This window comes from Shewanella acanthi (assembly GCF_019457475.1).
GTDB lineage: Bacteria > Pseudomonadota > Gammaproteobacteria > Enterobacterales > Shewanellaceae > Shewanella > Shewanella acanthi.
Window position 1 is genome coordinate 1,311,771 of record NZ_CP080413.1, and the last position, 14,272, is coordinate 1,326,042.

The 14,272-nt window shown below is 46.6% G+C and carries 11 protein-coding genes and 1 riboswitch; of the genes, 3 read left to right on the top strand and 8 right to left on the bottom strand.

Annotated elements, in window-relative coordinates; genetic code table 11:
* Window positions 1-115: 115 nt before the first annotated feature.
* The 8 genes from K0H61_RS05910 to K0H61_RS05945 form a co-directional block, all read right to left on the bottom strand.
* Window positions 116-1,243 carry a patatin-like phospholipase family protein gene (locus K0H61_RS05910; protein WP_220051803.1) on the bottom strand — a complete coding sequence of 376 codons (1,128 nt, stop codon included), beginning with the start codon at window positions 1,241-1,243 and terminating at the stop codon, window positions 116-118.
* A gap of 279 nt (window positions 1,244-1,522) precedes the next feature.
* Window positions 1,523-3,235 (bottom strand): proline--tRNA ligase, encoded by a 1,713-nt coding sequence (locus tag K0H61_RS05915; RefSeq protein WP_220051804.1) that lies wholly within the window; start codon window positions 3,233-3,235, stop codon window positions 1,523-1,525.
* A 141-nt stretch (window positions 3,236-3,376) separates the two neighbouring features.
* Complete coding sequence (locus K0H61_RS05920; protein WP_258406017.1) at window positions 3,377-3,940, bottom strand: acyltransferase; 564 nt, start codon at window positions 3,938-3,940, stop codon at window positions 3,377-3,379.
* Between the two features lie 125 nt (window positions 3,941-4,065).
* Window positions 4,066-4,800, bottom strand: a complete 735-nt coding sequence (tsaA, locus tag K0H61_RS05925; RefSeq protein ID WP_220051805.1) for a tRNA (N6-threonylcarbamoyladenosine(37)-N6)-methyltransferase TrmO — start codon at window positions 4,798-4,800, stop codon at window positions 4,066-4,068.
* A 115-nt stretch (window positions 4,801-4,915) separates the two neighbouring features.
* Window positions 4,916-5,296: an Rcs stress response system protein RcsF gene (gene rcsF, locus K0H61_RS05930; protein ID WP_220051806.1), complete on the bottom strand. Its 381-nt coding sequence runs from the start codon at window positions 5,294-5,296 to the stop codon at window positions 4,916-4,918.
* A 66-nt stretch (window positions 5,297-5,362) separates the two neighbouring features.
* Window positions 5,363-6,655 carry an amidohydrolase family protein gene (locus K0H61_RS05935; RefSeq protein ID WP_220051807.1) on the bottom strand — a complete coding sequence of 431 codons (1,293 nt, stop codon included), beginning with the start codon at window positions 6,653-6,655 and terminating at the stop codon, window positions 5,363-5,365.
* Entirely contained in the window at window positions 6,655-9,723 is a 3,069-nt protein-coding gene (locus K0H61_RS05940; protein ID WP_220051808.1) for an amidohydrolase family protein, read from the bottom strand. Before K0H61_RS05940 ends, K0H61_RS05935 begins: the two co-directional genes overlap by 1 nt.
* 204 nt (window positions 9,724-9,927) lie before the next feature.
* Complete coding sequence (locus K0H61_RS05945) at window positions 9,928-10,320, bottom strand: H-NS histone family protein (protein WP_220051809.1); 393 nt, start codon at window positions 10,318-10,320, stop codon at window positions 9,928-9,930.
* Between the two features lie 308 nt (window positions 10,321-10,628).
* Between K0H61_RS05945 and K0H61_RS05950 the strand changes: the two genes are divergently transcribed.
* The 3 genes from K0H61_RS05950 to K0H61_RS05960 all read left to right on the top strand — a co-directional run bounded on the left by K0H61_RS05950 (window position 10,629) and on the right by K0H61_RS05960 (window position 14,237).
* Window positions 10,629-11,378, top strand: coding sequence for an electron transfer flavoprotein subunit beta/FixA family protein (locus tag K0H61_RS05950; protein WP_220051810.1), 750 nt, complete (start codon window positions 10,629-10,631; stop codon window positions 11,376-11,378).
* Window positions 11,378-12,304 carry an electron transfer flavoprotein subunit alpha/FixB family protein gene (locus K0H61_RS05955; RefSeq protein WP_220051811.1) on the top strand — a complete coding sequence of 309 codons (927 nt, stop codon included), beginning with the start codon at window positions 11,378-11,380 and terminating at the stop codon, window positions 12,302-12,304. The genes K0H61_RS05950 and K0H61_RS05955 overlap by 1 nt, the downstream gene beginning before the upstream one ends.
* Before the next feature lie 93 nt (window positions 12,305-12,397).
* Window positions 12,398-12,594, top strand: a riboswitch (Lysine riboswitch).
* 80 nt (window positions 12,595-12,674) lie between these two features.
* Window positions 12,675-14,237: a Na+/H+ antiporter NhaC family protein gene (locus tag K0H61_RS05960; protein ID WP_220051812.1), complete on the top strand. Its 1,563-nt coding sequence runs from the start codon at window positions 12,675-12,677 to the stop codon at window positions 14,235-14,237.
* The last annotated feature ends 35 nt before the right edge of the window (window positions 14,238-14,272 follow it).

The window sequence follows — 14,272 nt, forward strand, 5'->3', positions numbered from 1 at the left end:
TAAAATTATGTATTTTATGTAATGTTTTTATAAACCCCTTCAATTTATAGTCGCTTTGGTAACATAGTTCAAATTCACAGGGGCTGGATGGTTGGGTGTTGTCTGGCATAACAACCTACTCGCTTAGGTTGAAAAACGCTTTTAACTCATTAAGTTGTGCCATGCCATCTTTGTAACCTAAATCGATTAACGCACTGGTATAGGATTTTTCAAATAGCAGATAGGACACAATACTGGAGTCCGATTGCCTATCGATACCGATAAAGCCCAACAGGGTTTTAATTGCCCAGGGCATATCATCGTAATAGCGGGCGGCAATTTTGCTTAAGTCTTCACTGGGTTTAATGACCAAGGTTTTTATCGGCTGCAAACTCATTTGTGCACGGCTTTCTTCTGGAATAAGGCTTAGGGTGTGGTTTACACGTTCGAGTCTTTCTAGGTCGCTATTTAGGGTATCTGAAAAAATAGTATCTAATAGGTGACCTGCTATGGTGGCGGTTTTGGGGTGGTACTCGAGCTCCATCGGGAAGTGTTTGTGAGGGCTATCGAGGTTAATCACTAATAACTTATTAGCGCCTAAATGGATCGGGCTTGAAAGCGGTGCTAGTTGATGGACAGAGCCATCGCCATAGTATGCCTGATTGAGTTTGATTGATGGAAACACCATGGGAATTGCGGAGCTGGCTAACAGATGCTCAGTATTGAGCATCCGCCGCTCGCCGCATCGTCTCGCCCTTGTCCAGTTTTCAATTTCCCTTGCAGCTTGAAAAAAGGTGACTGAGCGGGAATTGTTATAACAAGATGCATCGACGCTTAGCGCTGTAAGTGCGCCATTACGAATATTGCGGTCAATGCGCTTGAAGTCGATAAGTTCATTCAATAAATGCCGTAGCGGCTCGTTATCGAGCAGACTACCTGCGTCGGTATTGACCTTATCATCCTGCATTCCTTTAAGTGCCATCCGACTCAAATGTTTAAGTACACCAGGAATGGATGAGCGATACACCTTGCGGGTTTCGAAATGGCGCCACACCCATTCGAGCTTACGTACCCCAAGGTGAAAACAGGAGGCATGGGTGGCGATTGAGGTGCCGTTGATGGCACCTGCTGAGGTGCCACAAATAATCCTAAAGGGAATGCCATGGTTTCGCGGGTATAGTTGTACCAGCGCCTTAAGCACGCCCACTTGATATGCTGCTCGGGCTCCGCCACCGCCGAGGACTAACGCCGTGGATGTTGGCATTCTATGCCTCACTTGTCTTGTTATTATGATTTTATTAAAGCAATGCCAAGCATAAAAAGGCAAGTCGGAGTTGTTATCTTAATGAAATTTAGTTGTTTTTAGAAATGTTTAGCAAGAAGGAAAGTGGAGATAAGTAGCAACGCCGTTAGTTTTTATGACCATTCACGGATTGCAGTAGAATAAGTGTATTATAAAGGCTAAATCAGCACATAAAAAAACGCACCTAAGCAGAACTTAAGTGCGTTTTAGTTTTACCTCTTGGCGAGGCGATGGGTTTGATTAACCCGCGAGGTTTTTTAAGAAGTCCACGATTTGATCGAATGGGATATCTTGTTTCTCGCCAGTGCGACGGTTCTTATACTCGAACACGCCGGCATCGATATTGCGATCGCCAATCACCACAGTATGTGGGATACCAATCAGTTCCATATCAGCAAACATCACGCCAGGGCGCTCTTTACGGTCATCCAGCAGCACATCGATACCTGCATCGCTTAAGTCTTTGTATAATTGCTCGGCGATATCGGTCACGCGGTGTGACTTGTGCATGTTCATTGGCAGAATGCCGACGCTAAATGGCGCAATCGCTTCTGGCCAAATGATGCCACGGTCATCGAAGTTTTGCTCAATGGCAGCAGCAACGATACGGCTCACGCCCACACCGTAACAGCCCATCAGCAGCACTTGCGATTTACCGTTTTCATCAAGTACTGTCGCGTTCATCGACTTAGAGTAGTTAGTACCCAGTTGGAAGATATGACCGACCTCGATACCGCGCGCCATCGCATAGGTGCCAAGACCATCTGGTGTAGGCTCGCCTTCAACGACATTACGGATGTCGGCAGCTTGCGCGAGTGGCAGGTCACGTTCCCAGTTGATACCAAATAAGTGTTTGTCATCTTGGTTTGCTCCGGCTGCAAAATCGCTCATCACGCCGACGCTGTGATCGATGATGATTGGCATGTTAAGGCCCACTGGCCCTAATGAACCTGGGCCCGCGCCAACGGCGTCACGAATTTGCGCATCGGTGGCAAATTCTAACGGTGATGCCACTAAATCTAACTTGTCAGCCTTGATTTCGTTCAGTTCATGGTCGCCGCGTACAATCAGCGCAACCAGTGGTGCTTCTTCAGTTGCACCTTTAACAATCAGGGTTTTGACCGTTTTAGTGATCGCAATACCAAATTGCTCAACTAACTCAGCAATGGTTTTGGCATTAGGGGTATCGACTAAACGTAACTCTTCAGTTGCCGCGCCGCGCGTTTCGGTTGGCATTGGTGATTCGGCTTTCTCGATGTTGGCCGCATAGTCGCTGCCAGTAGAGTAGGCAATTAAGTCTTCACCGCTTTGCGCCAGAACGTGGAACTCGTGTGACATGCTGCCACCGATAGAGCCTGTGTCAGCTAATACTGGGCGGAAGGCTAGACCCATACGCGACAGAATGTTGCTATAGGCTTGATACATGGCCTCATAGGTTTCATTCATGGTATCAACGTCCAAATGGAAAGAGTAAGCATCTTTCATCAGGAATTCACGCGAGCGCATTACGCCAAAACGTGGGCGAACTTCGTCGCGGAATTTGGTTTGGATTTGATATAGGTTCAGCGGTAACTGCTTGTAAGAGCTGACTTCTTTACGCACTAAGTCAGTGATCACTTCTTCGTGGGTTGGGCCCAGTACGAAGTCACGGTTGTGGCGGTCTTTAAAACGCAGTAATTCTGGGCCAAATTTGTCCCAGCGACCCGTTTCTACCCACAAATCAGCCGGTTGAACCATAGGCATTAGGATTTCAATCGCGCCAGCTTTGTTCATTTCTTCACGAACGATGGCTTCGACTTTACGCAATACGCGCAGGCCCGTGGGCAGGTAGCTATAGAGGCCCGAGGCGTTACGGCGGATCATACCTGCACGTAGCATTAATTGATGACTGATCACTTCTGCGTTGGCAGGAGTTTCTTTTTGAGTAGAAAGTAGGTATTTGCTAACGCGCATTACCGATGTCCAAATTTGAGTTGAATGGGCGCCATTTTATCACCTGAACCTGTGATGTCACCTATGGATTTAGGCTAAATTCAACCAGCTGGTGCTCAAATAGCAATTTTTTAACAAAATCCTCTAGAGGAGTGCTTTAACTTACTTATCTCGTCTGTCGCCAATCATCCGCGCCGGGTTTCCGGCAACGATGGCCCAAGCGGGTACGTCCTTAGTGACAATACAGCCCATGCCGACAATGGCATGGTCGCCAATGGTGACACCATCGACAATCCCCGCTTGTGCACCAATCCACACGTCCTTACCTATCACTATGCCTTTAGAGTGGGAGGCTTGTTGGTAAATCGGGGTATTGGGTGCCATGCCATGGTTGAAGGCATAAATCGTTACATGGTTGGCGATGCGGGTTTGGGAGCCGATGTGAATACCCACTCTGCCGCCATCGAAGGAGCAGCCGTGGTTAATGGCGACTTCATTGCCAAGGGTAATTGGGCCATGCAAAAAACACTCGGCTGCGATCATGCAGTTATTACCGATTTTGATATCACGATTCGGCTCGGCAAATAACTGTGCCTCGGGCGCGATAAAGCAATTATCGCCAATCGTCACGGTTTCGAGCGCGCGGATATTGGCCTGCACTTCTTCCTGCCAAGGTTTAGCCCAGACTAAATGTCTATCCTTTAATGAGAAATACAGCCAAGGCATCCATGAAAGCCGCTTTTTATGTTGGCTTTGGTAATCTGGTTTAGATGGAGCGGTTGATTCTGGTTCAGTCTTTATTCTAGTCCCAGAACTAGGCCCTGAACTCGGCATAGGTTGCGGCTTTTCCATTAGGCACATTTCCCAGGTTTTAGCTCAAGCACCTGAATATATTCCCGCTCATCGCTATCGACCGCCATCTTCCAGAAGATGTCTAAATCGTACAGCGCTACCTGATAAAGCTTTGGGTCATCCTTGGCTTTTTTATAGGCGGGGCGCGGATCTTGGCCTAGCACGCCGTGGATAAGCACGGCCAAGTCGGTATAGGCTTCTTGCTTGCTATAGCTGTCAATTTGCGCGCTGGCCTGCTCTGAAAATTCTACTGTAATAAGCTTTGGTGCATCTTGCGCGATACCGCCGATAGCGCCTTCAATCGAATCTGAGAAGGGGATATAGGGTTTGATGTCGATAATCGGGGTGCCGTCGACTAAATCCATGCCCGAGATCTCAAGACACACTTTACCCTTACGCTGCACAACGCCATGGAGTTTCACCACCGACTGACCAATGCCATTGGGTCTAAAGGTCGAGCGGGTTGCAAAGACGCCGAGTTTTTCATTGCCGCCAAGGCGAGGCGGACGAACCGTGGTTTTCCAGCCCTGGGCGAGGTTCTCGTGGAAACAAAATAACAACCAAAGGTGGGAATATTGCTCAATGCCGCGCACCGCGTCGATATGATTCACATGGGGCTCAAGCTCCACATAGCCGCGCGCCTCAACAAGGCCGGGTTGTCTTGGGATGCCAAACTTTTGTTTGTAGGGGGTGCGGCAGGTAGCAACGGCGGTAATTTGGTTGGTAAAGGTCATGCAAAAACACCTAAAAAAGCAAAACAAAACAACTCAATTTGCAGAGTTGTTATGTTCTCACGCTATCTTAAACAGCAACAAAGTCGATTTATGCTGTGCAGTATACTGCGTTTGCTTAATCTGCGCTGGCTGTTTTAATGGCTTGACCAACACACAGCGCACGGCTGATACAACCTTGGGCGGCTTCTTCCATCATCACACATTGTTTGATGATAATGCCGTTAGCCCCTTTATCGGCGGCAGCTCTACGCGCTTCGGTTCTGGCTTCGCTCATTGAGGCGGGAACCGCATTGCTGTCGGCCTGACAGGATTCCCCTTGAACTAAACCCTTCATGTCATAGTGGCCACTCGGCTGTCTGTCACCTTCGTAAAGGGCGACATCGCCCGCTTTGAAATAGTCATTAATCGCCTCACCGTCCAAATTGCTGTTGAAACTAAAATCGCTGGCACAGGCGCTAAGTAGCAGTACAAATGCAGCTGGGAGAATCCTTTTCATGGTGTGACCTGAAGTTGGGGGACGTGGAGCGCAGTCCAATGGGCTGCGCTTTAATTTGAACAAATTCTAGCGCTTAAGATACTTTTGATAAAGCTGCTGATGACGATTATTCAAATCTATTTGACGTCCATCAATCCAAATTGCATCAATCTTATTACTCATAGGATCTAAGATGTCGCCATCGCTAAGCACGAGACTTGCCTGAAACCCAACGTCTATGGCACCTAAATCGGTTATACCAAGGAGTTTGGCCGCATCTAGGGTAATCGATTTGAGTGCTTGTTCTGGCGTTAAGCCATAGGCCGCGCTGTAACCTGCGGCGTAGGGCAAGTTGCGACTGTTCCAATCCGATGAGAAACCTAATGCAAACGGAATACCCGCATTAGCAAGCAAGGATGGGATCTTAAAGGGTAAATCCACCGGCTCATCCTTACGCTTGGGTAAGCTCAAGGTGTGGGGGTAAATCACACTCGCGTTCACGTCCTTAAGGCTTGCTGCTAATCGCCAAGCATCGTATCCGCCGACAATCACCAGTTTAAAGCGGTACTTTTTGGCAAGGGCAATCACCTGCTCAATTTGGTTTACAGAATCCGCATGGGCAAATAGCGCGGCTTTTCCTTGATAGAGTGGCAACATGGCTTGCCAGCGCGAATAACGTCCTTGCTCAGTTTTGTCTTCTTTAGGCGATTGGAGGAAGTAGCGGTAGCCATCCTCGAAGGCTTGGCTAATGCGCTCAATTGCTTGCTGGTTTTTGGTTATCGCTTCAGCTTTTTTCTTCTCATCTTCTGGCATGCGTTTAATTTGCGGCCAGTAGAGGTGGAATTGTCCAAGGCTAGGTTTAAGGGCATCTTCAACGGTCCAAGCATCGAGGTTAACCACCACAGATTGACCCGCTAAGCCATCACCACTCGGGACGATTTGCGCGTGGGTAATGCCGTTATAGCGAATCGTCGGCAGCAACTCAGAATCTGGATTGTAGGCACCCGCCGTGCTGATCTGCGGATTAAAGTCACCTACCTCAGCATTATCCACCGTGGGACGCACCATCTCAATTTCCACTAAACCTAAGCTGGTATCAAGGGCAATCAGCCCTGGATACAAGTGTTTGCCCGTTGCATCGAGCACTTCGGTTTGACTCGAACTTTGAGGGGCGGTCAGTTGTTGACCCACGGCGCTAATTTTACCGTTTTCAATTAACACGTCGGTATTATTAAGCACGCCATTGCTGACGCTGTGCACTGTCGCGTTTTTAATTAGCACGCTGTGGCTTTGCTTTGGGGTTGGCACTATGTTGTTAGCCAATGCTGGGATAGCCAATGCCATGGATGCCAGCAGGAATGAGGTTGTGATTGGCTTCATTAGTTTGCTTCCCTGTGCTGTTGGCCCCAGGCCAGATAATGGGTATCGCAGTGCCATTGCGGCTCCTTGAGCGGGGTGATTTTCTCACCGGCTTTAGCTTTATCATCACTGCTCAGTATTTTTTGAATCAGCGCCGCGCGCTCTTCAATCACTTGTTGCTGGGCACTAAAGTCCTGCTCGCGGTCAAAATAACGTTTACCTTCAACCCAGGCCTTAGAAACCTTGGCGTAAATTGATAAGGGCTCTGCATCCCAGAGGACGATATCGGCCATTTTCCCAGGGGTGAGTGAACCGACTAGGCTATCGACCCTAAGCTGTTTTGCTGGATTAATGGTCACCATATTCCAGGCTGCTTCCTTAGACATGCCGCAATACATCATCGACTTAGCGGCTTCTTGGTTGAGTCTTCGCTGCATTTCATAGTCATCGGAGTTAATGCTGGTAACGACACCTTTGTTGTTCATCAAGCAGGCATTTTGCGGAATGGCATCGTATACCTCGAACTTATAGGCCCACCAATCGGCGAAGGTCGAGGCGCCAGCACCGTGTTTAGCCAGTTCATCGGCTACTTTGTAGCCTTCGAGCACGTGGGTAAAGGTTTGAACTTTGAACTTGTAAGCCTCTGCGAGGCGTAGGAACATTAAGATTTCCGATTGCACGTAGGAGTGAATATGCACATCGCGCTGCTGTTTAAGTACCTCTAGTACTGCATCGAGGCGATAACTTGGACGCGGTGTTACTGTCTTCTTTTTGTCGCCCGCGCTTAAGGCATTGTAAGCCTTGAGATCGGCTTCATAGGCGAGCGCCGCGTTAAAGGTTTCTTCAAATAATGCTTTAACGCCCATACGGGTTTGCGGGAAGCGTTGGGTGAATTTCTCGCCCCAGTTACTCTGTTTTACGTTTTCACCTAGGGCGAATTTGATGCTCGCGGGCGCCTCGGCAAATTTTAACTGTTCGGCGGTTTCGCCCCATTTCATCTTAATGAGTTGTGATTGACCGCCAATCGGGTTGGCGCTGCCATGGAGTAATTGGGCACTGGTCACGCCGCCAGCAAGGGCGCGGTAGATACTGATATCCTCTGGATTGACCACATCGCCGATGCGTACTTCTGAGGTGACAGCATCCGTGCCTTCATTAGTACCGCCATTGATGGCGATATGGGAGTGCTCATCGATAATGCCGGCGGTGACATATTTACCCGTCGCATCGAGCACTTGATATCCCTGAGGCGTAGTAAGCTTTTGGCCAATTTTCTCGATTTTTCCGTTAGCCATCAGTAAGTCTGCATGTTCAATAATGCCTTGGCTATCGGACGTCCACAGGGTGGCATTTTTAATATGCAGTTTTTCGCTCGAAGGTGCTTTGTTCAAACCGTAGGCGACATTAGGGTAGGTCAACTGGCTGATCAGTTTGCGGGTCGCAGAGGTTTCATCATTTGCTTTTGCTGTGGGAGTAGAGGTTTTAGCAATCACGCCGGCGACATTCGTACTTTTGCTTTGGGCGTCTACCATTCGACCTTGAATACCTTCCTTATCTAACCACAAGGTAAAACGGCTAACGCCTTGAATACCTGCCTCGGTTAAATCGGCACTAAAACTCAATCGACCTGTATCTTCGAGGGTGACATTTGTGAGTGTTATGCTTTTTTCACCACTGCTAAGCGTACCTTGTATTTTAGGCTTACCCTCTTTGTCGTTTTCTTCAAGGTTAAGATCGAGCATGAGTTGATTTACTGTGAGTTGGTAGTTTCCCAATAGATTGGCTTGAGGTATTGAACGAATCGGATGTTCCTCGCCCTGGAGGTAAACACTAAAGATCTGGCCGTCGGTAAAGAGGTTGCCTTTAGCGACAATAAAATCGGCCATATAACCGGGGGCTAATTTACCGACCACATTGTCTATGCCCGCCATTTCAGCGGGTTGGGTCGTTAAGGCGGCGAGCGCTTTATCTTGATTTAATCCCTGCGCCACGGCTTGGCGAAGTCTAGGCCAAAATGCATCATGCTTAATGCCATATTGGGTAAAAGCAAAGGGCAGGGAAGCGTTGGCCACCGCAGCTGGATTGGTTGGCGCGCGCTCCCATTGACGCATGTCAGCTAGGCTGACTTCGCGGTCGGCGTCATCGGTGCCGACATCCGGTGCCTGTGGGTAGTTAAGTGGTAAGATGAGTGGGTAGTTCAATGACTTTAACTCATTGATCCTAGCGTATTCTTGGCCATTACCTAATAAATAAGCGGGCTGTTTAAATTCTTTGAGTAAATTTGCTGCGCGTAATAGGTCATTAAGATTTTTCGTCTCAAAGACAATATTTCTATCGGTCAAACTGCTCAGTTTTTCAAAGGCGACATTAAATTCAATCGGTCCATAATTCGCATTTAATGGTTTATTTTTATTTTGGTTATACCAATTGGCATCGGCGAATGTTTGCCTAATTAAGGCAATACTTCCCATTAATGAATTTGGGTAATCCTGTTCAGAACTGCCTTTATCGAATGCCATAAAAGGTTGGGTGCGTGCACGATATATGATTTCGTTGGTGGATTTATCGGCTAGGGAAAGACTGACTGCGGTACCACGGAATATGCCATCGAGTTTACTACTTTGCACACTGGTAAAGCCATTATTTATCCAGTTTTTCGCTTTGTCTTTGTTAGGGTAAACATAATTAAACCATTCTTTTTCGGCATGAATTGCACCATTTTCAGCATTTCCACCAATGCGTTTAATATCATAAACGGGACGGGTGAGTCCTAGTTTAGGATATTCAAATTCAATTCCGTAATCGGTATAGGGATCGATAAATCCAGGGTAAATGGTATAGCCATGTAAGTCGATTTGTAATGCAGATTTGGGGATATCCTCTTGTTCTATGATGGCCTTAATTTGCTTATTTTCGACTAATAAAGTGGCATTAGTAAGCCTTTGACCTGGTGCAATGATTAGTTCAGCGTGGGTGAATGCTGTCAGCTTATTTACGGGAACGATAGGGTTGGCTTGGGCAAGAATACCGTGGGAAGTCAGGCTTATTGTGAGGCCGCAGCTTATCAATATCTTGTTGTTTATCAGCATGTTTTAGCTCGAGTCACTATAGGTGGATAAAGAGTAACCTAAACTAAAAATAATTACTAAGCGCAAATTGTAACTTGATTTATGTATTTGGTGTCGGCATACCATAGGGAAATTTAGGGTATAAAAAAGCTCGCATCGCGCGAGCTTTTTAACAATTTAGTTTTAATAACCTTACGCTATTAACTCGCTAAATCAATGGATAGATTAGATTAAGAAATCATCCATAGAACGGCCTTTATTGACTTCGTTCTTAAATACGGTTGGCATACGACCTTGACCCGTCCATTGGATCACTTCGCCGTCAACTTCAATTTGATATTTGGCTGGACGAGGTGCGCGTTTTTTTCCAACAGCTTTAACGGCAACACCACCTAAATCATCGATGGATAAACCAACGGCTTCCATTTGTTGGCGGATTTCTTCGATTTTGGCATTGCGTGCGGCAATTGCTTGCTGCTCTTCTTCTGCCATTGACTCACGTTCAACTAAAATTTTATCTAGTTTTGCTGCTAAATCACGCAGTTCTTCAATACTAAGATCTTTAACTGCAGCTTTAAAACGACGACCGTGAGTTAATATTTCTAAAAATTCGCTCATATCTAATTTCGTCCCACTTAATATTTATACAGGATAATGGTGAACAACAGGTAAATGATAGAAACTAATATACTTTGAATCAAATAAAATTATGCGCTAATTAGAAATTAAATATTATTTAAAAAATGAACTTTTTATAATTTGATAAATAAGTGTTCAAAAATGTAGCCATTATCTAGTAGAAAAATGCAAACAGGTGTTTGACTTTCATTGACGTTGACGTCAACAGCACGTAAAGTTGCGCTATCCTGCATTGGTAAAAGACCAATGTTTTGTCCATGTACATGAAAGTGTAGGAAGGAAACCCTATGAAAGTATTGGTGCCTGTTAAGCGCGTAGTTGATGCCAATGTAAAGGTCAGGGTAAAAGCTGACAACACCAGCGTTGATACCGCAAACCTCAAAATGGCGTTGAACCCTTTTTGTGAAATTGCTGTTGAAGAAGCGGTTCGTTTGAAAGAAGCGGGTACTGCTACTGAAGTAGTGGTCGTGAGTATCGGCAGTAAAGCAGTTCAAGAACAATTACGTACTGCTTTAGCGTTAGGCGCAGATCGTGCTATCCATATTGATACTGAAGAGGAATTAACCCCAGTATCTATCGCCAAGCTATTAAAAGCAGTTCAAGAAAAAGAGCAAGCGCAATTAGTGCTATTTGGTAAGCAATCTATCGATGGCGATAACAACCAAACTGGCCAAATGTTTGCTGCATTAACGGATATGCCTCAGGCAACCTTTGCTTCTGAAATCAAAGTAGAAGGCAACAGCGTGCAAGTAGCCCGCGAAATCGATGGCGGTATGCAGACCCTAAGCCTGCCACTGCCTGCGGTAGTGACGACTGATTTGCGCTTAAACGAACCTCGTTATGCTTCTCTACCTAATATCATGAAGGCAAAGAAGAAGCCGCTAGACGTGCTAACTGTTGCTGATTTGGGTGTGACCTTAAAGGCCCACCAAACCGTGTTGAAGGTGACTCCACCTGCCGAGCGTAAGGCTGGCATCATGGTAACGTCGGTAGCTGAGCTGGTTGAAAAGTTAAAAAATGAAGCGAAGGTGATCTAATGGCCATTTTAGTATTAGCTGAACACGATAATGCGGCTCTTAAACTCGATACTGCTAAGGTTGTTTCTGCAGCATTAGCTATCGGTGGCGATGTGCATGTTTTAGTTGTAGGTCATCAATGTGGTGCGGTAGTTGAAGCTGCGCAAGCCATTCAAGGTGTTAGCCAAGTATTAGTGGCTGATCACAGTGTTTATGTTGCGCAACTTGCTGAGAATACATCTAAATTACTGACTGATTTAGCGCCTGCTTACAGCCACATTCTGGCTGCAGCTTCAAGTGTGGGTAAAGACACGCTGCCACGCGTTGCGGCGCTGTTAGATGTAGCCCAAATTTCTGAAGTGATTAGCGTTGTTGATGCAGACACTTTTGTGCGTCCAATTTATGCGGGTAACGCATTAGCGACAGTGCAAAGCCTTGATGCCATTAAAGTGATGACAGTGCGTGCAAGTGCATTCGATGCTGCGGCAAATGGTAACAGCGCTGCTGTGACTGCCGTTGATAAAGTCTTCGAAGCAAAAACTCAGTTCGTGTCGCAATCATTAACCGTATCTGCTCGTCCAGAATTAGGTAATGCTGGCGTTATCGTTTCCGGTGGTCGTGGCATGGGCAGTGGTGAAAACTTTGCCCTGTTAGAGCAGCTTGCAGATAAATTAGGCGCAGCTGTGGGTGCATCACGCGCTGCGGTTGACGCAGGTTTTGTGCCGAACGATCTGCAAGTGGGTCAAACCGGTAAGATTGTGGCGCCAGATCTTTATATCGCTGTCGGTATTTCGGGTGCTATTCAGCACTTAGCGGGTATGAAGGACTCTAAAGTCATTGTGGCTATTAACAAAGATCCAGAAGCGCCCATTTTCCAAGTGGCGGATTACGGTCTTGAAGCTGACTTGTTTGAAGCGGTACCTGAGTTAATCGCAACTCTAGGTTGATTTTCTTCGCGATCTAAGTCACAGTAAGCGGCTTTGCGGTAGCACTGCAAAGCCGCTTATGTTTTTATGTGCCTCACGCCCGCTTTGGGCGTTCTTAGAAGTAGAGGCGCGCCAAATATCAGTAATAATCAGTAGGGTGATACCGTTGATCGATTATGAAAGGATTTGGTGCCGAAGTGGTTCGATTTATCACGATCGACTGCTGGGGTTGTATCTAATAGGTGCAACACTGCCATAGTATTTTCTGATACGGACATCAGAATTAGTTACTATGGAGCGCTACTGATAGGACAGGTGACCTAGGTATTTTATATCCTTTCCCCACCAGTTCAGTCGCCCTCCATTCGTATTTTTGACGAAGAAATAATCAATGACTGTAGTAAGTTATGCCGATTCGGCACTCTCTTTGCTGCCGCCTGTGGTAGCGATTGTTTTAGCGATCTTGACGCGCAGGGTCCTCTTATCCCTTGGCCTTGGGATTTTAATTGGGGTGTTATTACTCAATCAATTCTCACCGATTGCCAGTGGTGAATTTTTATTATCGAGTATTAAGGGACTGTTCTGGTCTGAAGATGGTTTAAATACGTGGAATCTTTACATTCTTGGTTTCTTGATTGTACTGGGAATGATCACCGCGCTCATTACTGTGAGTGGCAGTGCCCGAGCCTTTGCCGATTGGGCTCGCCTGCATATTCGCAATAAACGTGATGCAAAACTGTTAACCATGTTCCTCGGCTGCGTGGTATTTATTGACGATTATTTCAATAGCTTAGTGGTGGGTTCTGTTGCGCGTCCTGTGACGGACCGTTACTACATTTCCCGCGCTAAACTCGCTTACTTACTGGATTCAACCGCAGCACCTGTGTGTGTAATTTCGCCAGTGTCGAGCTGGGGCGCGTATATTATTGCGCTAATTGGCGGCATTTTAACGGCCCACGGTTTTACCGATTCAGGTCATTTGAGTGTGTTCATTCAAATGATCCCAATGAATTTTTACGCCATCTTCGCCCTGTTATTACTGCTATGCGTGGCCTTTATGGGGCTGGATATTGGTCCGATGCGTGAGCATGAATTAAATGCGCAGCGTGGCAACTTGTATGATGAAAATAAGGGGCTACCACCTGGCGCTAACGCAGATTTACCCGAAGCTGACACAGGTAAAATTCTTGGTTTATTCTTACCAATCACAGTGTTAGTTGTGGCTACGTTGTACTTTATGGTGAGTAGCGGTGCGCAGGTATTAGCCTCTGAAGGCGTGGCTTTTAATATTATTTCAGCCTTTGAAAAGACAGATGTAAGTTCATCCTTGTTTTTCGGCGCTTTAGTCGGTCTTGCGGTGACTTTAGTTTTAAATATTATTCAAGGCGTTGAAAAGTCACTGGTATTTAAAGGTGTAGTACACGGCGCTCGTTCCATGTTACCAGCTATCTACATCCTGTTGTTTGCTTGGACCATTGCGGGGGTAATTGGCCAGTTAGAGACAGGTAAGTTTATGGCTAGTCTTGCGACAGGGAATATTCCCTTCGCGTTTTTACCTGCAATGATGTTTGTTCTGGCGGGATTAACGGCCTTTTCGACTGGCACCAGTTGGGGCACCTTCGGCATTATGTTGCCCATTGCCGCCGATATGGCGATGGGGAGCCACACTGGCATGATGTTGCCGATGTTGGCCTCAGTATTAGCAGGTGCGGTATTTGGTGACCACTGTTCTCCAATTTCCGATACCACGATTCTGTCGTCAACCGGTGCAAGTTGTCACCACATCGACCACGTAGTGACTCAGTTGCCCTATGCTGTGATTGTGGCGTTGATCAGCATGGTAGGTTATGTGGTGCTTGGTTTTACCGAGTCTGTCAGTGCTGGCCTGATGACTTGTAGTGTGCTGTTCATCCTGAGTATTGTGTGGCTTAGGATAAAGAGTCGAGCGAAGTAAGCGAAACTTACAAATAAAAACAGCCAGCATATTGC